At 58.5% G+C, this 20863-nt stretch carries 19 protein-coding genes and 1 pseudogene; 13 read left to right on the forward strand and 7 right to left on the reverse strand.

The genetic code is table 11. The features are described from left to right. The first annotated feature begins 16 nt into the window (after window positions 1–16). The 5 genes from OEG84_RS03865 to OEG84_RS03885 all read left to right on the forward strand — a co-directional run bounded on the left by OEG84_RS03865 (window position 17) and on the right by OEG84_RS03885 (window position 5692). A complete protein-coding gene (locus OEG84_RS03865; RefSeq protein ID WP_267652512.1) occupies window positions 17–1000 on the forward strand; it encodes a heparan-alpha-glucosaminide N-acetyltransferase in 984 nt (327 codons plus the stop codon). 60 nt (window positions 1001–1060) lie between these two features. Further along, a complete protein-coding gene (locus OEG84_RS03870; protein ID WP_267652513.1) occupies window positions 1061–1525 on the forward strand; it encodes a methyltransferase family protein in 465 nt (154 codons plus the stop codon). Between the two features lie 217 nt (window positions 1526–1742). Further along, window positions 1743–2648 carry a tyrosine-type recombinase/integrase gene (locus tag OEG84_RS03875; protein ID WP_267652514.1) on the forward strand — a complete coding sequence of 302 codons (906 nt, stop codon included), beginning with the start codon at window positions 1743–1745 and terminating at the stop codon, window positions 2646–2648. Between the two features lie 4 nt (window positions 2649–2652). Further along, window positions 2653–3846 carry an IS91 family transposase gene (locus OEG84_RS03880; protein WP_425602819.1) on the forward strand — a complete coding sequence of 398 codons (1194 nt, stop codon included), beginning with the start codon at window positions 2653–2655 and terminating at the stop codon, window positions 3844–3846. 460 nt (window positions 3847–4306) lie between these two features. Then, window positions 4307–5692 carry an IS1182 family transposase gene (locus OEG84_RS03885; RefSeq protein ID WP_267652515.1) on the forward strand — a complete coding sequence of 462 codons (1386 nt, stop codon included), beginning with the start codon at window positions 4307–4309 and terminating at the stop codon, window positions 5690–5692. Window positions 5693–5883: 191 nt separating this feature from the next. On the opposite strand, the gene OEG84_RS03890 is transcribed toward OEG84_RS03885, so the two are convergent. From OEG84_RS03890 to mgtE, 3 genes are all read right to left on the reverse strand, one after another. Then, the gene (locus OEG84_RS03890; protein WP_267652516.1) at window positions 5884–6201 is read right to left on the reverse strand and encodes a hypothetical protein; all 318 of its coding nucleotides are present in this window, start codon (window positions 6199–6201) and stop codon (window positions 5884–5886) included. A 1084-nt stretch (window positions 6202–7285) separates the two neighbouring features. Continuing rightward, window positions 7286–7672 carry a MerR family transcriptional regulator gene (locus OEG84_RS03895; protein ID WP_267652517.1) on the reverse strand — a complete coding sequence of 129 codons (387 nt, stop codon included), beginning with the start codon at window positions 7670–7672 and terminating at the stop codon, window positions 7286–7288. Window positions 7673–7762: 90 nt separating this feature from the next. Beyond that, window positions 7763–9160, reverse strand: a complete 1398-nt coding sequence (gene mgtE / locus OEG84_RS03900) for a magnesium transporter (protein WP_267656076.1) — start codon at window positions 9158–9160, stop codon at window positions 7763–7765. Window positions 9161–9615: 455 nt separating this feature from the next. Here mgtE and OEG84_RS03905 point away from each other — a divergent pair, with 455 nt between their 5' ends. After that, window positions 9616–9903 (forward strand): hypothetical protein, encoded by a 288-nt coding sequence (locus tag OEG84_RS03905; RefSeq protein WP_267652518.1) that lies wholly within the window; start codon window positions 9616–9618, stop codon window positions 9901–9903. 274 nt (window positions 9904–10177) lie between these two features. Here the strand turns inward: OEG84_RS03905 and OEG84_RS03910 are convergent. The 4 genes and pseudogenes from OEG84_RS03910 to OEG84_RS03925 all read right to left on the reverse strand — a co-directional run bounded on the left by OEG84_RS03910 (window position 10178) and on the right by OEG84_RS03925 (window position 13844). Next, window positions 10178–11366, reverse strand: a pseudogene (locus tag OEG84_RS03910) (M24 family metallopeptidase). 18 nt (window positions 11367–11384) lie between these two features. Further along, on the reverse strand, window positions 11385–11798 hold the full coding sequence (locus tag OEG84_RS03915) for a cupin domain-containing protein (RefSeq protein ID WP_267652519.1): 414 nt from the start codon (window positions 11796–11798) through the stop codon (window positions 11385–11387). Beyond that, on the reverse strand, window positions 11795–12643 hold the full coding sequence (locus OEG84_RS03920; protein WP_267652520.1) for a phosphoenolpyruvate hydrolase family protein: 849 nt from the start codon (window positions 12641–12643) through the stop codon (window positions 11795–11797). Before OEG84_RS03920 ends, OEG84_RS03915 begins: the two co-directional genes overlap by 4 nt. 10 nt (window positions 12644–12653) lie before the next feature. After that, entirely contained in the window at window positions 12654–13844 is a 1191-nt protein-coding gene (locus tag OEG84_RS03925; RefSeq protein WP_267652521.1) for a Tm-1-like ATP-binding domain-containing protein, read from the reverse strand. A 107-nt stretch (window positions 13845–13951) separates the two neighbouring features. Here OEG84_RS03925 and OEG84_RS03930 point away from each other — a divergent pair, with 107 nt between their 5' ends. The 7 genes from OEG84_RS03930 (at window position 13952) to OEG84_RS03960 (ending at window position 20633) form a co-directional block, all read left to right on the forward strand. After that, a complete protein-coding gene (locus OEG84_RS03930) occupies window positions 13952–14605 on the forward strand; it encodes a TetR/AcrR family transcriptional regulator (RefSeq protein ID WP_267652522.1) in 654 nt (217 codons plus the stop codon). 339 nt (window positions 14606–14944) lie between these two features. Continuing rightward, the gene (locus OEG84_RS03935) at window positions 14945–16255 is read left to right on the forward strand and encodes an ABC transporter substrate-binding protein (RefSeq protein WP_267652523.1); all 1311 of its coding nucleotides are present in this window, start codon (window positions 14945–14947) and stop codon (window positions 16253–16255) included. Window positions 16256–16351: 96 nt separating this feature from the next. After that, window positions 16352–17242, forward strand: coding sequence for a carbohydrate ABC transporter permease (locus tag OEG84_RS03940; protein WP_412048778.1), 891 nt, complete (start codon window positions 16352–16354; stop codon window positions 17240–17242). A gap of 1 nt (window position 17243) precedes the next feature. After that, window positions 17244–18206, forward strand: coding sequence for a carbohydrate ABC transporter permease (locus tag OEG84_RS03945; protein ID WP_267652525.1), 963 nt, complete (start codon window positions 17244–17246; stop codon window positions 18204–18206). After that, complete coding sequence (locus tag OEG84_RS03950) at window positions 18203–18475, forward strand: hypothetical protein (protein WP_267652526.1); 273 nt, start codon at window positions 18203–18205, stop codon at window positions 18473–18475. Before OEG84_RS03945 ends, OEG84_RS03950 begins: the two co-directional genes overlap by 4 nt. Further along, a complete protein-coding gene (locus OEG84_RS03955) occupies window positions 18475–19563 on the forward strand; it encodes an ABC transporter ATP-binding protein (protein WP_267652527.1) in 1089 nt (362 codons plus the stop codon). The genes OEG84_RS03950 and OEG84_RS03955 overlap by 1 nt, the downstream gene beginning before the upstream one ends. After that, window positions 19563–20633, forward strand: coding sequence for an ABC transporter ATP-binding protein (locus tag OEG84_RS03960; protein ID WP_267652528.1), 1071 nt, complete (start codon window positions 19563–19565; stop codon window positions 20631–20633). The genes OEG84_RS03955 and OEG84_RS03960 overlap by 1 nt, the downstream gene beginning before the upstream one ends. The last annotated feature ends 230 nt before the right edge of the window (window positions 20634–20863 follow it).

Raw genomic sequence — 20863 nt, forward strand, 5'->3', positions numbered from 1 at the left:
ACCGGGAGACCCTAGCTTGACGGACAGCACTGACAAGGCCTTGCCCGCACCCAAGTCGAAATTCCGTCTCGACGGACTTGATCTGTTCAGAGGCCTGGCGCTGTTTGCCATGGCAACCTACCATCTTGCCTGGGATCTCGAACTGTTCGGTTATCTCGATCCCGGCACGGCCAATCATGGCTGGCTGAAAATCTACGCCCGCTCGATCGCCGCATCGTTCCTGTTTGTCGCCGGCGCCAGCCTGGCATTGGCCTATTCAGCCGGGCTCAGACCCAGAGCGTACATCAAGCGACTTGTCACCATTGTCGCGGCGGCGGCGCTGATCACCATCGCCACAATTTTTGCCACGCCCGACGCCTTCATCTTTTTTGGCATCCTGCACGCCATTGCCGCAGCGAGTGTGATCGGGCTCTTGTTCCTTCGGCTGCCCGGACTGGTGGCGCTGCTGGCGGGCGTGGCCTGCCTGATCCTGCCGCAGCTTTATGGCAACGAGGTCTTCAACACGATTTGGCTCTATTGGGTCGGGCTGTCGACAATCCCGCCGCGGGCCAATGATTATGTACCGTTGCTGCCATGGCTCGGCCCTTTCCTGATCGGGCTGGGATGCGCCCAACTGGCGCTCCGCTACGGGCTGGTCGCACGTCTCGCCCGCTACAGGGCTGGGAATAATTTGATGACACGCGTGCTGCGGCTGAGCAGCCGTCACAGTCTGGCCTTTTATCTGTTGCATCAACCGGTGCTGATCGCTCTGGTCTGGAGTTTTGCGCAACTTGCGCCGGCCCAGACACCCGATCCGCTGCCCCGCTTCATTTCGAAATGTGAAGCGAGCTGCGCACGCGATAATGATGCCAACTTTTGTACCAGATTCTGCGGTTGTGTGACCGATGAGCTGCTTTCGCGAAGCATGTTTGACGGGTTTGTCGCCGGCACCATCACGCCGGACACCGACAGCAGGGTCAACGTCATTGCCGAGCAATGCACGGCAAAGGCGCTACCATGAGAACCGAGACGTGCACCAGGAACCCAGCGCTGGCCCGATAGTCGACCAGGAAAGGACACCATGAACGCCTACCGGGCGCGGCCGAATTTTATCCCCTGGCCACCTATCCTGATTGTCAGCCTGACATTGGCAGCCATCGCCTTGGGCATGCTGGTGCCACTGTCGCTCGAATTTGCCGGTGCGCGGCCGCTGGGCGCGGTGCTGGTGGCACTGGCGCTGGGGATCGACCTGTGGGCTATGAAAACCCTTTATGACGCCCACACCACAATCCTGCCCAATCGCGGATCGACACACCTCGTTACCCAAGGACCGTTTCGGTTAAGCCGCAACCCGATCTATGTCGCCAACATGGCGCTGATGGCCGGGCTGGGACTGTTCTCCATGAATGGCTGGCTGTTGCTGCTTGTGCCGCTCGATGGCGTACTCACGCATATGCTGGCAGTGCGGCGCGAGGAAAATCACCTGATCGCGCTGTTCGGCTACCAGTATGAAACCTATTGCCGCAAGGTCCGCCGCTGGATCTGAGACGCGGGTGGGTGCGAGGGATCGGCCTTGCGTAGGCACTTTTGGGCCTTAGCCGATCTTGGTGCTGCAGCTAGTTTAATGACTGTTTTGCGCCCTCTAGCACGAACCCGCTACGCGGGAGGGGGCTCGCGGTGAGGCTGGTGTGACTATCTGAGGTTCTAGGCACGCCGTTAGTGTTGGCTGACCATGGAGTTCCTTTCAACAGGAGGAACTTTCCATGGCCAGCTTCTCACACGATACCCCAACCACACCGCTTCGCCAGCGCATGCAGGAAGATATGGTGATGCGGGGTTTGGGATCGCATACGCAGCAGGACTACATTCGTCATGTCCGACTCTTTGCCACTTTTCTCGGGCGCACGCCCGACACAGCAACGGCAGAGGACATACGGCGCTTCCAGTTGTCTCAGCATGAGAACGGTGTAGGTCCGGCGACGATCAACAGCACGGTTTCGGCGCTGCGCTTTTTGTTCACGGTGACACTGAAGCGGCGAGTTATGTCGCAAGCGCTGGTGATAACCCGCAATCCGCGCAAGCTGCCAGATGTGTTGAGCGTGGAGGAAGCTGCACGGTTGCTCGGGGCGGCACCTGGCATCAAATACAAGGCGGCGCTCGGCGTGGCCTATGGCGCGGGCTTGCGCGTCTCCGAGGTTGCGCATCTCAAGGTCGACGATATTGACTCGACACGCATGCTGATCCGCGTTGAACAGGGCAAGGGGCGCAAGGACCGCAACGCCATGCTCTCTCCGCAACTCCTTGAACTGCTGCGACTGTGGTGGCGCGAAGGAAAACGGCGCGGCGTGATGTTGCCCCATGGCTGGCTGTTTCCAGGGCGCAGTTGCACCGATCCGATCTCGTCGCGGCAATTGCATCGCGCGGTGCAGGAAGCCGCCGAGGTCGCCGGCATCCACAAGCGCGTCAGTCCGCACACGTTGCGCCACAGCTTTGCCACCCATCTTCTGGAGGATGGCACCGATATCCGGGTTATCCAGGTTCTGCTCGGACACAGCAAGCTTGAGACGACGGCGCTCTATGCCAAGGTCTCCACCCGGACTATTCACGCTGTCGCTGGGCCGCTCGACCGGCTGATGGCGCTGATGGAAGGCAAGACGGCCGACGGCTGAAGTCGTGCGCACCTCGATCGAGGTCGCGGATATCTTCCGTTCCGCGGGACCTGCCTACCGGCAAGTCCATGGAGGACACCTCAGCCTCATCCAGCTCAAGGTGATGTCCGCGATCGAGCACTGCCGCACCGCTGTCTTGGGCGGACATGTCGAGGCCTGTGAGGATTGCGGAGAGTGGCGGATCGCCTACAATTCCTGCCGCAACCGGCACTGTCCGAAGTGCCAGGGTGCTGCCGCTCGCACCTGGCTTGCCGAGCGCGAGGCCGATCTGCTGCCGGTGGGATACTTCCACGTCGTCTTCACATTGCCAGTCGAGGTCGCCGCCATTGCCTTCTACAACAAGGCGCTGGTCTACGATCTGCTGTTCAAGACGGCGTCCGAGGCGATGCTGACGATCGCCGCCGATCCGAAGCATCTCGGCGCGCGCATCGGCATGACCGCCGTGCTCCACACATGGGGCTCGGCCATGACCCACCATCCGCACATACACATGATCGTGCCAGGTGGCGGCATTGTCATCGATGGGTCACGCTGGATATCGTCACGTCCGGCATTCCTCCTGCCGGCGCGTGTGCTCGGCAAGCTGTTCCGCCGCCTGTTCCTCACGAGGCTGCTCCAGCTCCACGACGCCGGACGGCTCGCCTTCTTTGGATCGGCAGCGCATCTCACTGATCGCCGGGCATTCGTGCGGCATCTGTCGCCGGTCCACAAGAAACGCTGGGTGGTCTACGCCAAGGCGCCCTTCGCGGGGCCTGAAGCAGTGCTTGCCTATCTGTCGCGCTATACCCACCGGGTGGCCATCTCGAACAGTCGTCTCATCGCTTTCAACGAGACCGGCGTCACCTTCCGCTACAAGGACTACCGCCGCAATGGCTCCGACCGGCAACAGATAATGACGCTTGCCACCGACGAGTTCATTCGCCGCTTCCTGCTCCACGTCCTGCCGCGCGGGTTCCACCGCATCCGGCATTACGGTCTGCTCGCCGGCAGCTCCCGAAAGACCAGCATCGCCCGCGCCCGGGAACTCCTGAACGCCGCCCCACCGCCCGCTGACAACCCAGCCGACGAGCCGATCGACATCCGCCCGCCATGCACTTGCTGCGGCGGACGCATGATCGTCATCGAAGTGTTCAAACGCTGGCGGCAGCCGCGCGGGCCGCCGGACAAGGCAGCAACGAACCGGGAGTGCACCCCATGACCCGGCATGGCCTGCTCATTCATGCGGCTGTCTCACATCTGCGTCGGCCAATGGGAGTGCTTGCCCCGGACAAGATGAAAGCGGATTGCACTCGAACAAACGCGCTCTCGATCACCGGGAGAACCTCTACGATCGCGCCGGCAACCACCTTCTACAACGCAGTTGGTTCTACAAACACCGCTGCGATCAATGCCCGCTCGGAAGCCTCAACACACAAAACCCCATAGGTCTGAATGTGCGGACCGCGGGTTCCTGCATGAGAGGCTTTCGTACGCCTGACGGCACCCGAAACCCTTCACTATTCCTGTCATCGGCGTGATAGTATCCTGTTCCCGAAAGCGGTCATTCGCTGCGCACCGCGTTGATGTCCTGAAAGGGCGGATGTTGTTGAAAAAGTCTTTGTTGCGCCGCGGGAAATCCTTTGATTCACTCGATTATGAGGAGAATGGAGGATTCGGCCATGATGGGGACGCAATCGGCACCGACGCAGCTGTTTTATGACTTCGATCTGGAGCGCCATGTGCCCGACAATCACATGCTTCGCGAAATCGACCGGTTCCTGGACGTGGACGGAATGCGTCAGAAGTTGCGGCCTTTCTACAGCCACATGGGTCGGCCCTCGATCGATCCTGAACTGATCGTGCGAATGCTTGTCATCGGGGATGTCATGGGCATCCGCTCCGAGCGACGACTGTGCGAAGAGGTTCATCTGAACCTCGCTTACCGCTGGTTCTGTCGTCTCGGCCTCGACGCAAAGGTGCCGGACCACTCGACCTTCTCGAAGTATCGCCATGGCAAATTCCGCGAAAGCGACTTGCTCAGGCACGTCTTCGAAGCGACGGTCGAACGGTGTCTGAAGGAAGATCTGGTCTCGGGTGAAGGCTTTGCAGTCGATGCCAGCCTGATCCCGGCCGATGCCAACAAATCGCGCTCAGTGCCTGCCTCGGAGTGGTGCCCGGATGTCGCCCGCGAGATCGGATCGCGCGCGGCGCAGGAGTATCTCGACACGCTTGATGATGCAGCCTTCGGTGCCGCATCGCCTTCCCAGCCGAAGTTCGTTGCCAAGTCAGACCCTGCAGCCCAATGGACGCGTGCCGAAGAAAGCCGGCCCTATTTTGCCTACGCCACGAACTACCTGATCGACACCGAGAGCTCGGTCATCATGGATGTTGAGGCCACCCGTGCTATCCGTCAGGCCGAGGTCGGTGCCTCACAAACCATGCTCGACCGGACGGAGAGACGCTTCGGCATCAAGCCGGACTGGATTGCCGCCGACACGGCTTACGGATCCAGCGAAAACCTCGGTTGGCTGGTCAAGCAGCGGGGGATCATCCCGTTCATCCCGGTGATCGACAAAGCTGAACGCACGGACGGCACCTGGTCGCGATCCGATTTCAAATGGGACGAGGAGAGTGATCAGTATATCTGCCCGGAAGGGCATGCTCTACGCCGTTTCCGCCGCAACTACTCCGATCCGAACCGCGTCAAAAAGACAGGCGGCACCTATAAGTACCGTGCCCTGAAAGCAGATTGTCAGGCATGCCCGTCCAAACAAAGGTGCTGCCCTAACATGGACTTCCGTGCTGTCACACGAGAGCCGCACGAAGATGCGCGGGACTTCACGCGGTCAAGCCGGAAGACAAAAGCCTACGCGATATCCCGCAACAAACGTAAAAAGGTCGAGATGCTGTTTGCCCACCTGAAGCGTATCCTGAACCTGACAAGGCTGAGGCTGCGAGGTCCAAATGGAGCCAAGGACGAATTCCTCCTCGCCGCCATCGCCCAGAACCTGCGAAAGCTCGCCAGGCTGCGACCTCGGGCACCCCGAATGGAGGCAGTCGCATGAGGTGACAGGACCAAACAGTCAGCCACCGGCACAACTAAGCGCAAAGGCGCAATGCCTAACCACATATTGCGCCCCATCGCAGACCAAATCACGCTTTCGAGCCTACTTTTTCAACAACATCGGCGGAAAGCGGACATTTGAAGTCCTTCAGCGATGTCGCAAAACCGATCCTTTTTGCAACACTGCCAATTTCACTCAGCCATGATTTTATCACAATGGGCGCAACGATCGCCAAAATGGCTTTCGTAAGCTTCCTTGATCAAATCGGTGAATTCGCGGGTTTTCATTTCGGCTGCCCAAGGGATTGACCCTCTATCACCGCGTTTTCGTTCGCCCATGACTCTCTTCCAGAAGTCTGGCTCGAGATCCCATGCGCCGCCCCCGAAAACCAATCCATGCGCTTCACATTCTTCAAGAGAACCTATCTCCACAAGGTACGCTGTAGCTACCGCAAGATTGTCCTCATGTTCCATCATCGCTGCTTTAACACCGCCCATATCAACCTCCATTGTTAATCCAATTCGACGGGCACGAGCTGGGAACATATAGTTCCCGCTATGGTGACCAAAATACAAGTAGATTGAGGCATGAATCGTCAGGTGTTTTGCGACAATGTTTTGCGACAGCCAAGCCATTGAAATCATAGGTCACGAAAAACCGTTGCAAAAACCTTGGTTTTTGCGACAGCTTGTTGCGAAAACACCGACAAAGTGGTCCTTCGATAGTCTCTGCTGGCTATGCCACTGATCGTTGTTACTAACTGGATTTTATCCAATTCAGACCTCGGCTTGAGGCAGATAAATCAATAATGAGAGGGAAATAGAATGTTTTTTACAAGGGTAGGGACAATAATCGCATATATAGGTTTGGGACTGGGTATTATCCGTACTGCGATGGGTTTTTACATTCCGCAAATGACTGACAGTATGTCATCGAGCACTGCTGCCGCACAGCGTTACCTTGGATCAAGAAGCCCAGGAGAAGTCATCGATCAGGGCGTCGTTTGGATACTTGTCGCTGTGGCTCTCGGCACACTCTGCGAAATAAGCAGAAGCCGCACTGGATAGAATACTGACCTTCAATTTATCGCATAACTGAATGTATGGATTTTCTGTTTCGTTTCCGACATGGTTGGCTTGTCGGATCTGCCAACATTGATCTATGAAAAAAGCTGCGTGACTGACGAACGGCAGCAATGCGGAAGCTGCGGTGCCGCATTTTGCAAGGTGACGGAGGTCCGCAATGGGCCGGAAGTGACGCCGCGGCTGTCAACGCAGAACGTCTGCTTTCAAGTTCTTTCCCATAAGCTGCCTGGCAAGGCACGGCCCCATTTCTACCGTTCCTTCTCGACGCAGCGAACTTCCGCTCCCCGCCCATACACACCAGAAATTGTTGTCACTCCGGATATCGCGAAGGTTCGCATTGGGACCAACCGGCTTCCATGAAATGGCGGATATGGCGCACCATTTACGCTGTTGCTCAAACTGATTTCTTTGAACGGCTGAAAACTAGCATCAAATCAGGGGTTTGAAGCCGTAATGTGCACTCAACAGAATCCGCAGCACCTCAATCGGTCCAGCGTAACCGCAAGCGTCAGGTATTGACGCCGATTTCGGCGAGGCGGTTGAGGCAGGATTCCTCGATGTGGTCGAGTTCGACCAGGGTTTCCTCGATGTCCTTGCGCTTCTGGCGCAGATCTTCGCGTTTTTCCTCGATCTTTCGCATCAGCAGACGCAACTGCCCGGCCTCGCCCGGCGGATCGCGATAGACCTGGATGATCTCGCGGATCTCGGCGATGCTGAAGCCGATGCGGCGGCCGCGCAGAATCTCCTGGATCATGCGTCGGTCGGCCACCCGGAACAGCCGCGTACGGCCGCGCCGCTCGGGCTGAATGAGCCCCTCGTCCTCGTAGAACCGCAAGGTTCGGGTCGAGATCCCGAACTCCCGCGTCAATTCGGTAATGGTATAAAATTTGTCCAAAGTGGATCATTCCTGAAATTGTGACGATGGCCACTTACGCTTACGTATAAGTCAAAATTGGCTGAATGACCACCGCAAGGCGACCGGAAATCAGGCGAATGACAGCCACCAGCCGGCAAGGCCGAGAAATGCGAAGAACCCGACCACGTCGGTAACCGTGGTCACAAACACCGCCGAGGCGATTGCCGGGTCGGCGCCGACCTTGTCGAGCAGCAACGGCAGGAGGATGCCAGCGAGAGCTGCGGCAAGCATGTTGACCACCATGGCCGCTGCAATGATGCCACCAAGACCAGGGCTGGCAAACCAGAGCCCGGCGACCACGCCGATGATGGCTGCAAACAACAGGCCGTTGATCAGGCCGACCGCCGCCTCACGACGGATGATGCGGCCGGCATTGTAGATGTCGATATCGCGGGTGGCGAGCGCACGCACGGTCACGGTCATGGTCTGGGTGCCGGCATTGCCGCCCATCGAGGCGACAATCGGCATCAGCACCGCCAGCGCTACCATCTGTTCGATGGTGGCATCGAACATGCTGATCACCGCCGAGGCGAGAATGGCGGTGGCAAGGTTGATCAGCAGCCAGCTGAAGCGCGAGCGCACGGTTGAGAGGATGTTGTCGGAGAGTTCTTCGTCGCCCACACCACCCAGGCGTTTGATGTCTTCGTCGGCTTCCTCGTGAATGACGTCGACCACGTCATCGATGGTCAGCACGCCGACCAGCCGTTCGTTCTCGTCGACCACGGCAGCTGAGAGCAAGTCATACTGCTCGAACAGTTGTGCGGCCTCTTCCTGGTCCATCTCCGCGTCGATGCGGTAGCGCGTTTCATCCATCACATCTTCGATGCGGGTCTGGCGCTTGGTACGCAGGATGCGGTCGAGATCGACGGCTCCGAGCAGCTTGAAGGTCGGGTCGATCACGAAAATCTGGCTAAAACTGTCGGGCAGGTTTTCCTCGTCGCGCATGTAGTCGATGGTCTGGCCGACGGTCCAGAACGGCGGCACCGCGACAAACTCGGTCTGCATCCGGCGACCGGCGGTGTCTTCGGGATAATCAAGCGAGCGACGCAGCCTGACCCGTTCGGTAAACGGAAGCGCTGCCAGGATTTCGCGCTGATCTTCCTCGTCGAGATCTTCAAGAATGTAGACCGCGTCATCGGAATCAAGATCGCCCAGCGCTTCGGCGATCCTGGCGTTGGGCAGCGATTCAATGATTTCCAGGCGGATGGCTTCGTCGACTTCGGTCAGCGAGGCAAAATCGAAATCGTCGCCGAGCAACGCCACCAGCGCCTGGCGCTGTGACGCATTGATGGCCTCGAGCAGGTCACCCAGTTCGGATTCATGCAGGCGCGTGACGTGTTCGCGCAAGTACAGCACATCGCGGTCGGCAATCGCCGCACCGACGCCGGTCAGGTAATCCTGACGGATCGAACCGTCCTCGCCGTAAATCTCGTCATGGTCGACGGACTCCGCGGCGGGCGGTGCCATTGTGGCTTCATCTTCGCGGTCGGCTGGATCGGTCATGGCCATGGCTCGCGGGGTAAGAACAGTCGGTCGGCACGGTGTACCGGATTGGTGAAGATGTTGCTATCGCGGGCCGGAAATTCTTTGTTGCGCTGCGGTGTTGCCCGGCACGAGACCAGTACGCGCCAATGCCCAGATCGCGGATTGACAAAGGGCTCGATGCCGCAACCTCTGAGGGCAAGCGCAACACGCCAGGTTCCGCATGGTCGGTTGGTTCCCGCCGACCAACGCCGGATATTCAGACCTTAACCAATACAGCATTCTGGTCTGCTCTCGTCTTAAGGCTGAAACCCATAAAATGGCACTAGTAGACAATTTGACCCGAATCGGAGATTTTGGAAAAAGACCTTTCAAGTCAAATGTGTAAAGCTAAAGCGTGATCTGAGTTCAAAACGTCAACTCTAATCAGGATCATATATATGTCCCCCGCCCTTCGGTTGGAAAAACTGCAAAAATTCTATGCAGAGAAGGAACGGCAGATCATTCGCGCAATTGAAGCGCCAAATGTCTCGCTCCGTCAAAAACAAACGATCTATGCCTGCCTCAACGACATGTGTCAGCTCTCGGCACAACTCTACGGTGAACTGTCAACGACGCCGGGCAATTACGACCTGCTCGATCAGGCCGGCGATCTGGATGAAGCCTGGCTGCAGTTGCGCCGGTTGGCCGGAAGCAGGATCCCGATCCGCTCGGAACAGGCAGCCTGACGCGCCCGAGCCCATCAATACGGGATCGCGCTACCAGTGTTGGGTGCGTCACTGTGTTTCATGCCGCCCCCTGCCCGCCAATGCATGTCGCCCAAAAGTGTGCAGCGGTTTTTGCGGTATCGACAGGCAAAGCCAAGAGCTAATGCGCGGCACCTGGATTCGGTTTGATGCGATGCGCATTAGGTCGGTTCGATGGCGCCGGGCCTGCAAGTTCTTATCGCGCGCCTGGCATTACCATGACGCGCGATAAGGCGGCGCAACTTTCCTGGTTTTACTAGCGGACGATCCAGTCCCGGTTGTCGGCGCCGAACAACTCGTGCCCGTCCTCGGTGATGATGACGGTATCCTCGAGCTTGATGAAGCCACGGCGCGGGTGCTGCATGGTGGTTTCCACCGACAACACCATGCCCGGCTGGAATGGCATGTTGGCATCGCTGCCCTGATAGGCAACCGGGTGATTGGTCATCAGAAACGGTGCCTCATGGCTGATCAGTCCCATGCCATGGGCGAAGAAATCATTATGCGCGGCGTTGGGCCCGCGCCGCAATTCGGCCTCACCGGCGGCAATCATCTCGGCACCGGTTTTTCCCGGCGCGATTTTCGCGAATGCTGCCTGTTGTACGGCTTCAACCTCGGCCAGAAGATCGACCAGTTCGGAATCCGGCTCGCCAAGCACGCCCATACGGCAGATGTCGCCGATATAGCCGTGGAGATTGCCGCCCGAATCGATCGACAGCACCTCGCCCTTATTCCATGTCTGGTCCGAGCCGGCACGGATATGGCTGTCACCAAGCGTGAGCAGGCAATATTCGAACGCCAGTTCGCGTTTGGTTTCCTCCTGGCGAAGCCGTTCAATGATCTGTCGCTTCGAAGTCCCCTCGCCTGCGGCAAGAATGGTCGCCTGCATGGATTCGCTGATCTCGCGCGGTGGCCTCGCGCAGCAGGTCCAGTTCCGGCTTTGACTTGATCATCCGCAATCGGGTGAGAAGCATGCTGGCATCGGACAACGTCGCTTGCGGCAACGCTGCGGCGAGCGTGTCATAACCGTCCTTGGGCAGGAAGGCGGCCTCAAAGCCGATCCGACCGCTGGCAACGCCGCATTTCTGCAGGTATTCGGCGGCGGCCAGCATGGCATCGACCGACCCCCAGTGGTCGGGGCGGAATTCCGGCACCCAGAACGGCGCCACCTTGTGTTCGTGAATTTCCATCTTGTTGGCGAAATAGGCGGTCTTGTCACCCGCGCCACGCAGATAAACAAAAGCCGGCAGATAGCGGCTCTGTCCAATCGCATCCATCGCCGAGAAAAACAGGAACTGATAGCCACCAAGCAGATAGCGGACATTGTGCTTGGAGGTGGCGACCAGCGCATCAAGGCCCGCCGCTTCCATGGCAGCATCAAGCTGTTCGAATGTGTAGGGCAGATCATTGGCCGAGGCGGCGTGCAAAGGCTGAATGTCATGCATCATGGTTGGCTCCCTCAATCAAGCATGGGGTGGAGTAACGAGACGGAAATCGGGCAAATCGCGCAGCAACTCCTCCGGACCCGCTGGACTGTAGACGACAAACAGCTTCATCGGCACCTCGCCCGTGTTCAGGGTCGAGTGGAAGCGGCTTTCGGGCACAAAGATAGTGCAGCCGGCGCGGACCTGCTCGGTAACCGGATTGCCTTCGGTGTCCTCGACCATCTGTTCGCCACTACCTTCCAGCACATAAATGATTTCTTCAGAGCCGGGGTGGTTGTGGCGGGTATGGCCCTGGCCCGGCGGCACATGCACGACACCGGCGGAAAAGCGACCCGCGCCATTGACAGATGGGCCGCAGGTCACAGTCAGGTGTCCCCAGTCAAAGGCAAAGCGATCGACGGCTTCAGGGTAGATAAAAAGGGTCTCGCTCATGCTTCGGTTCCTTTCTTATAGGGCAGTGATTTGAATGCGCGGATCTGATCGCGGATAGCGGTTTCAGCTGGCAGCCGTTCGGCCGAACTGGCGCCGTAAAAGCCGTGGCAGCCATTGCAGTGCGCCAGCACATAAGCCGCATCATCAGGCATCGAAATCGGCCCACCATGGCACAGGATGATGATGTCATTGCGGACTGTGCGCGCCGCAGCAGCTATCTCGTCGATCTCCTTGACGCAGTCATCGAGGCTTTTGGCCGAAGTTGCGCCGATGCTGCCGCCAGTGGTGACGCCCATATGGGCGACGATGATGTCGGCGCCAGCGCGGGTCATCGCCTCGCTTTCGGCGGCATTGAAGACGTAAGGTGTGGTCAGCAGATCGAGCTCATGGGCGGCGGCGATCATATCTACTTCGAGACCGTAACCCATACCGGTTTCTTCAAAACTCTGGCGCATGGCGCCGTCAAACAGGCCGATGGTGGGGAAGTTCTGCACCCCGGAAAAACCCATAGCCTTCAGCTCAGCCAGGAATTGCGGCATCAGCACGAACGGGTCGGTGCCGTTGACACCCGCCAGTACCGGCGTGTTGGCCACCACCGGCAACACTTCAACCGCCATTTCCTTGACGATTTCATTAGCGTTGCCGTAGGCGAGCAGCCCTGCAGCCGATCCACGGCCTGCCATCCGGTAGCGACCGGAATTGTAGATGATGATGAGATCGATGCCGCCGGCCTCCTCGGCCTTGGCCGACAGACCGGTGCCGGCGCCGCCGCCGATGATGTGCTCGCCTGCGGCAATCATGCCGTTGAGCCGGTTAAGTATGTCCTTGCGTGCTATTGCTGGCATTGGTGTTCTTTCAGTTGATGGAAAGGAAGGCATCGGCCGCCGCCTTGGCGAAGGCCGGATCGTTGATGTGAAGGGGCAGACGTTCGATGCGCCGCGCATCGGTCGCCTCGAATGCATTTTCAAGCGCTTCAAAGAGGGCCGCATCGGCTTCGGGATCGAAGAAATCGCCACCTTCGATATCCAGTGCCGAGACACCCAGTTCGGGAATCAGGAAGCGGACTGGACCAGTGCAAGCGCTCAACTTGCGGCCAATCCAGTCGCCAATACGGCGGCATTCCTCGACATTGGTGCGCATCAGCGTGACATTGGGATTATGGTGGTGGAAACGGCGACCGGCGAAAGCGTCGGGTACCGTGTCGGGCGCCCAAAAATTGACCATATCGAGCGCACCGACCGAGCCGACATAGGGAATGCCGGTGCGAGCAATGGCATCAAACCGAGATGGCGCCGAAGGCAGCACACCGCCCAGCAGCATGTCGCAGACCTCGGTGGTGGTGATGTCAAGCACACCTGCCAGCACGCCGTCATCGACCAGTTTCTCCATCGTCCGCCCGCCCACACCGGTGGCATGGAACACCATGCAGTCGCGGTCCTTCTGCAAGTGCTTGACAATGGACATGACGCAGGTGGTGGTGACGCCGAACATGGTCAGCCCAATTGAAGGCTGACCGGCAGATGGACGATAGGGTGTGCGGGCCATTCCGGCGATTGCCTGCGCCGCATTGTGCAGGATCATCCGGCTTAGCTGGTTGAGCCCGGCGAAATCAGTCACCGACGGCATCATGATGATGTCGGAAATGTCGACATAGGGGGACACATCGCCCGAGGCGAGCGTGGAAACCATGATCTTCGGCAGGCCGTAGGGCAGCGCCTGCATGCCGGTTGTGATGATCGAAGTGCCGCCGCCACCGCCAATACCGATGATTCCACCGACGTCCTGGCGGCTGGCGAGAAAACGCGCGAATGCTGCACCCATGGCCGTGACTGCAACGCCGCGGTCATCACCGTCCAGCGCGGCCCCGGCGCCATCGGGATGATGCCCCGCCACTTCGGTAGCCGAAATGTCGACATTAATGCTGGGCGAACGGGTTCCCACATCGACACGTTGCACCGGAAGGCCGGATTGGGCGAGCAGATCTGCCAGATAGGCGAGTTCCGGCCCTTTGGTGTCGGCGGTGCCGACCACATAGATTCTCTTCACATTGACCTCCCCGTTGTGCGGTGCGCCTCCTCCAGGCGCGTTTGCCGCTGTCTCAAGTGTCGCAATTTGGTGGTTGCGAATTTGTGAGACTCAAGTATCGTATTGATATGAAAGTCTCACGTCAATCAACTCAATCCGACCTTGCCCCCGAACGCGGCCCACGTGCTCGAACCCGCAGACTGATGATCAAGACCGCCACCCGACTGATGCAGTCCGGGCTTACCCCCTCGGTCAGCGAGGTAGCGGAAGCTGCCGAAGTATCTCGGGCAACCGCCTACCGGTATTTTCCGAGCGAGATCACGCTGGTCCACGCGGTTGTGGATGAGGCGTTGGGGCCGATCCTGACCTGGCAGAGCGATTCCACCGATGCCGAGGAGCGCATTGCCGATCTTTTTGACAAGTCGTTGCCGCGCATCGCCGAGTTCGAAGCCACCTTCAAGGCAGCACTTAGGCTGTCGCTGGACCAGTGGGCGCGCGCGCAGGTTGGCGCGCTTGGCCAGGAGCCACGCTTTACCCGCGGGCACCGCATGGAACTCCTTGAACTGGCGCTCTCGCCGCTGCGCGGATCCCTCGCTCCGGATCATTTCGATCGCCTTACCCAGGCCATTTCGATGATTTTCGGGATCGAGGCCTATGCGGTGCTCAAGGACATTTGGGGCTTGGAGGCCGTGCAATCTGCGCAGATTGCCAAGTGGGCAGCCTGCGCCCTGGTTCGATCGGCGGTCGCCGAAGTGCATATCCAGGGGACGACAGCCGATTAGGCTTGATCTGGTCCTACCAATAATGGCATGATCTGTTTTCATGATGGACAGGCCATATCATAACTTTGACCGCATAAATACCAATTCGCCTATATAGTATGGCATTTACCGCCAATAACGAAGCCGTTTGTATCCAAAGAGAGTGCATGGAACTGCTTGACCATCAACTAATTTGGTAATACCACTTCGGAAGCAACGGTGACATTGGAGGGTCATCGTGAGCGCCACAGGACTGGAGCATACCGGCACCGGTCGGGAATCGCGGCACCACTGCCGCCGACCTGGTACCGGATTTGCCGGCCACTGTTTAGAGAATGTGCATCAACGGGAGGACTTATAATGCGCAACAAACTCATCGGCATTGCCGGCGGACTGGCACTTGCCCTGGCAAGCAGCACATCGGCCTTTGCTCAGGAATTGACGATTTTCTGGGCCGAGTGGGACCCGGCAAACTATCTTCAGGAACTGGTCAACGAGTATGAAGCGGAAACCGGGGTTTCGGTGACCGTGGAGACCACACCCTGGGCCGACTTCCAGACAAAAGCCTTTACCGAATTCAACGCCCGCGGCTCGGCCTACGACATGATCGTTGGCGACAGCCAGTGGCTTGGTGCGGCTTCCGAAGGCGGTCACTATGTTGATCTGACCGACTTCTTCAACGAGCATAACCTGAGCGAGGTCATGGCCCCCGCTACGGTGAAATACTACGCCGAATATCCGGGCAATTCCGGCAAGTACTGGGCCGTTCCGGCCGAGGGTGACGCGGTCGGCTGGTCCTATCGCAAGGACTGGTTTGAAGATCCGGCCGAAATGTCAGCCTTCAAGGAAAAATACGGCTACGATCTGGCTCCGCCAAAGACCTGGAAGGAACTCACCGACATTGCCGAGTTTTTCCACCGTCCGGACGAAAATCGCTACGGCATCGCCATCTACACCGACAATTCCTATGACGCGATGGTCATGGGCGTGGAAAACGCTATCTTCTCCTACGGTGCGGATCTGGGCAACTTCGAAACCTACGAAGTTGAAGGCTACGTAAACAGCGACAAGGCAGTCGCTGCGCTTGAAAACTACAAGAAGCTCTACAGCTTTACCCCTCCGGGCTGGGCCAAGACCTTCTTCGTTGAAAACAACCAGGCGATCACCGAAGGCCTGGTGGCCATGTCGATGAACTATTTTGCCTTCTTCCCGGCCCTGCTCAACGAGGCTTCCAACCCGCATGCCGCCAACACCGGCTTCTTCGCTAACCCGGCCGGTCCGGATGGCGATCAGTTCGCGGCTCTCGGCGGCCAGGGTATTTCCATCGTCAAATATTCCGAAAATCAGGAAGAGGCGATGAAGTTCCTGGAATGGTTCATCAAGGACGAAACCCAGAAGCGCTGGGCTGAACTGGGTGGCTACACTGCAAGTGCTGCGGTGCTGAAATCCGATGAGTTCCGTCAGGCCACGCCTTACAATGAGGCGTTCTACCAGACCATGTTCAAGGTCAAGGACTTCTGGGCAGTGCCGGAATTTGCGGAACTTCTGACCTCGGCCAACCAGCGTCTGTACCCCTTCATCGTCGGTGATGAAGGTACAGCAAAAGACACGCTGGATGCGCTTGCGGGCGACTGGAAAGCCACGTTCGCCAAGTACGGCCGCGGCAAGTAACAGCCCTGCCGAGACTGCAACTTTGGGGGCGCTACGGCGCCCCCTATTTCCCAACCTTATGAAACGCAAGGATATTCACCCGTGGCGTCCCAAGTCATGACCAATTTGGACCCGAATTCGCGCGCCGCCGCGAAAGGTCTGAGTGACCTGACCATCCGCAACCTGTTCATTATTCCGACGATTGCGTTTCTGATCATCTTCAACATCTTCCCGCTGTTGTACTCGCTGGCCTATTCGTTCACCGATTTTCGCGCGTCGACCAACGCGCCGGCCCAGTTCGTTGGCCTGCAGAATTATCGTGATCTGCTCAGCGATCCGTTCATCTGGAAGAACTTCTCGATTACCGCTCAGTATGTGCTGATTTCGGTTACAGGCCAGGTGATTGTCGGCTTTGGCCTTGCCATGCTGCTCAATCGCTCGATCCCGGCCAAGGGGCTGATCACGACACTGTTGTTGTTGCCGATGATGCTGTCGATGGCGGTTGTCGGGCTGTTCTGGAAGCTGCTGTACGATCCAAATTTCGGCATCATCAACTACTTCTTCGGGCTCGATAAATTCGAATGGTTGGCTGACCCCGACATGGCGCTCTACGCGATTGCCATTGTCGATATCTGGATGTGGGCGCCGTTCGTGATGCTGCTCTCGCTGGCCGGTCTGTCGGCCGTGCCGAAGCATCTTTACGAGGCTGCCGAGATCGACCGCGCATCAGGCACCTACACCTTCTTCCGCATTACCCTGCCGTTGGTCGCGCCGATCCTGATGATTGCCATCATTTTCCGCACGATGGAGGCCTTCAAAACCTTCGATCTGGCCTATGTGCTGTCGTCGCAACCGACAACCGAGCTGATCGCCATCCGTCTGTACAAGATGGCGTTCCAGGAATGGCAGACCGGCATGTCATCGGCGCTCGCCTACATCGTGCTGATCATGGTTGTGGCGATTACCAATATCTATGTGAAATACCTCAACAAAGTGAAGGCGCGCTAAGATGGCCGGAGTCCGCACCCCCAGTGAAAAATGGACGAACCGGGTCGCGATCATCGCCGTGTTCGTCGCCCTGGCTGTGATGCTCGCGCCGATCTACTGGATCGCCTCGACATCGTTCAAACCACGCAACCTGGCCACGACGATCCCGCCCACGGTGATTTTCGAGCCGACGGTATCGCCCTTCGTCAAGCTGTTTACCAAGCGCTCGCAACTGCGCGACCAGCCTACTCCCGAAGAATACGCCGCTGCCCCCTGGTGGGAACAGATGGTGTTCGATGGCGGCGAGAAGGTGGTGCGCAACGGCAAGACCGGCGAGGTCAAGTCGTCAGGCTATGGTGACCGCTTCAAGAACTCGCTGATCATCTCGATCATATCCACCGTGCTTGCGGTATCGATGGGCACGCTGACGGCCTACGGGTTCAGCCGCTTCAAGGTGAAAGGCGAGGATGACTGGTTGTTCTTCATCCTCTCGACCCGAATGTTGCCACCGGTGGTGGTCGCCATCCCGATGTTCCTGATGTACCGCGTCGTTGGCCTCAACGACACGCATTTGGGACTGATCATTCTCTATACCGCCTTCAACCTGAGTTTTGCGGTGTGGATCATGAAGGGCTTCATCGACGAGATTCCGCGTGAATATGAAGAAGCGGCACTGGTCGATGGCTACACGCGGATGCAGGCCTTCTTCAAGGTGGTGCTTCCCGAAGCGCTGACTGGCATGGCGGCAACGGCTGTGTTCTGCTTCATCACCGCCTGGAACGAATATGCGTTCGCGTTGATCATGACTAACCGCAATGCCCAGACCGCGCCGCCCTACATCCCCTCACAGGTGGGCAGTGGTTTGCCGGACTGGACCGTGATCGCCTCAGGCACATTGCTGTTCCTGATCCCGGTCGCCATCTTCACCTTCCTTCTGCGCAACCACTTGCTGCGCGGCATGTCCTTCGGAGCGATCCGCAAATGAGTTTTCGCAGCACCAACCAGCGTATTCTTGCCCCCGCGGCGCAGGGCCTGATGATCTTCGGCATCATCTCGTTGTGTCAGCCCTGGAGCCTGTTCCTGCATCAATATGGCGTCACGCTGACGCTGATCGGACTTGTCAGTTTCATGATTACTTCGAAAATCGCTCCCGATCCGGAAGCCGAAGAGGACTTTGTCGACGAATCGCTCGATGTCCTGGAGATCAATGATCAGGCCTCCGGCGCCGGTTCCAAGACGACGGGGACCGTCTGATGGCCCAGATTGATATCCGCAATGTGCAAAAATTCTTCGGCGCCCACCAGGTGCTCAAGAACTTGAACCTGACCATCGAAGACGGCGAATTCGTCGTCATGCTGGGCCAATCCGGCGGCGGCAAGACCACCGCGCTGCGCGCCATTGCAGGATTGGAGACCGTTACCTCCGGACAAATCCTGATCGACGGCAAGGAAGTGCAGGACCGCAAGGCGGCCGACCGCGACATTGCCTTCGTATTCCAGTCGTTTTCACTGTATCCGCACATGACGGTGCGTGAAAACATCGCCTTCCCGCTACGCGCCGTTCGGATGAATGCCGCCGAGCGTGACAAGGCGGTCAAGGAAGTAGCCGAAACGCTGCAGATCGCCGAACACCTCGACCGCAAGCCATCGGCTCTGTCCGGTGGTGACATGCAGCGGGTGGCGATTGGCAGGGCACTGGTGCGCCGCCCACAGGCGTTGCTGATGGACGAACCGCTGGGCGTGCTCGACTCCAAGCTGCGCGAACAGATGCGCGCCGAGATCAAGCGCCTGCACATCGCCCGCGGGTCGACCTCAGTCTATGTCACCCACGACCAGATCGAGGCGATGAGCCTGGCCGATCGTATCGTCATCCTGCATGACGGCGTGCTGCAACAGGTGGGACCACCGGATGAAGTCTACCTGCACCCGCAAAACCTGTTCGTGGCGAAGTTCGTGGGCTCACCCGTGATGAACGTCACGCCAGTGCGGATTGACGCCAACCGGGTGGCGTTGAATGGCGCCGAGACGGGGTTCGAATTTCCCGAAACGGCGCTGAGCAACCTGCGCAACGTCAATTCCGAATTGTCGCTGGGCATTCGACCTGAAGCGGTGCTGCTCAAGCACGAAAAAACCGAAGGCTATGTGGAAGTGGTGACAACCAACATCGAACCGCTGGGCAGCCACGATATTGTGGATGTGCAGCTTGGCGGCACGTCGCTGCGCGCCCGTACCGCCAGCGGCTTCGTCTCAGGCGAAGGCCAGCGGGTCTGGGTTGGTCTCGATCCCTCGCAAGCACATTTCTTTGACACGGCCACCGGGCTCAACCTGCGGGGGGCTAACTGATGGCCAATATCACACTCCAGGGCATCTCCAAGAAATTCGGCCCCAACACCGCCCTGCGCGGGCTTGATCTGGAAATCAAGGACGGTGAGTTCTTCGTGCTGCTGGGCCAGACCGGTGCGGGCAAGACCACAACGCTACGGATAATCGCCGGGCTCGAAAAGCCGGACGCCGGCAAGGTTCTGATCGATGGCCAGGACGCCACCGCATGGAACGCGGCCGAACGCGATGTGGCACTGGTGCTGCAGCAATATTCGCTCTATCCGCGGCTGACGGTGCGGGGCAATCTCGAGTTTCCGCTGAAATCCCGTACTCAGAACTTTACCCCTGAGCAGATCAAGGAACGCGTCGACCGCGTAGCCGAAACCCTGCAGATCACCCGGTTGCTTGACCGCAAGGTCGAACGGCTGTCGGGCGGGGAAATGCAGCGCGTCTCTATCGGCCGGGCGATCGTGCGCGAACCACGTGTGTTCCTGATGGACGAGCCACTGTCGGCGCTCGATGCCAATCTGCGAGACGTGCTGCGGGTGGAACTGAAGAAGCTGCACAGTGATCTGGGCGCCACCTTCGTGTTCGTCACCCACGACCAGGTCGAGGCGATGTCGATGGGCGACAAGGTCGGCGTGCTCAACCATGGCAAGCTGGTACAAGTCGGTACGCCGACGGAGATCTACAGCAAGCCGCGCAACACCTTTGTCGCGCGCTCGGTCGGCACCCCGCCAATGAACCTGTTGGACGGCACTCTGCAGGCTGGCAACGCAGTGCTGGACGCCGGCAAGTTCACCCTGCCTGTCACTTCGCCGCATGGGACTGAGGGCGGCAAGGTTAGTTTTGGCATCCGGCCGGAAGATGTGGTGCTGGATGAAAACGGGCCGGCAACAGGCAAGGTGTTCGATGTCGAGAACCACGGGGTCATCAAGATCCTCACGCTTGATATCAACGGCACGCATCTGCACGCCACTGTTTCGGCGCAGGTCAAGGTGCAGATCGACCAGACCGTCAAGTTCAGCTGGAAGCCGGAAAAGGTGCTGTTCTTCGATCAGCAAACCGGGCGCAATCTTGGCCTCGATTGAGACTGCTGGCCACCTCTACTTTAGGTATATCTAATGTATCCGGGGCGCCAGCATCTGAAATGAAGCTGGCGCCCCATACTTTTGATTTCGTTGGCCAAACGAAACCAGCTGTGATGATAACTGGAGCTCGTCGCTGTGGTTCTCGTCGAACCGACAGGTCACGTCGTAACATCGTGTATCTATTGATATTTAAGAAACTGATCGGCTGCCGTGAGTTCGCCCGAGATACG

The organism is Hoeflea algicola (assembly GCF_026619415.1).
GTDB classification, from domain to species: domain Bacteria; phylum Pseudomonadota; class Alphaproteobacteria; order Rhizobiales; family Rhizobiaceae; genus Hoeflea; species Hoeflea algicola.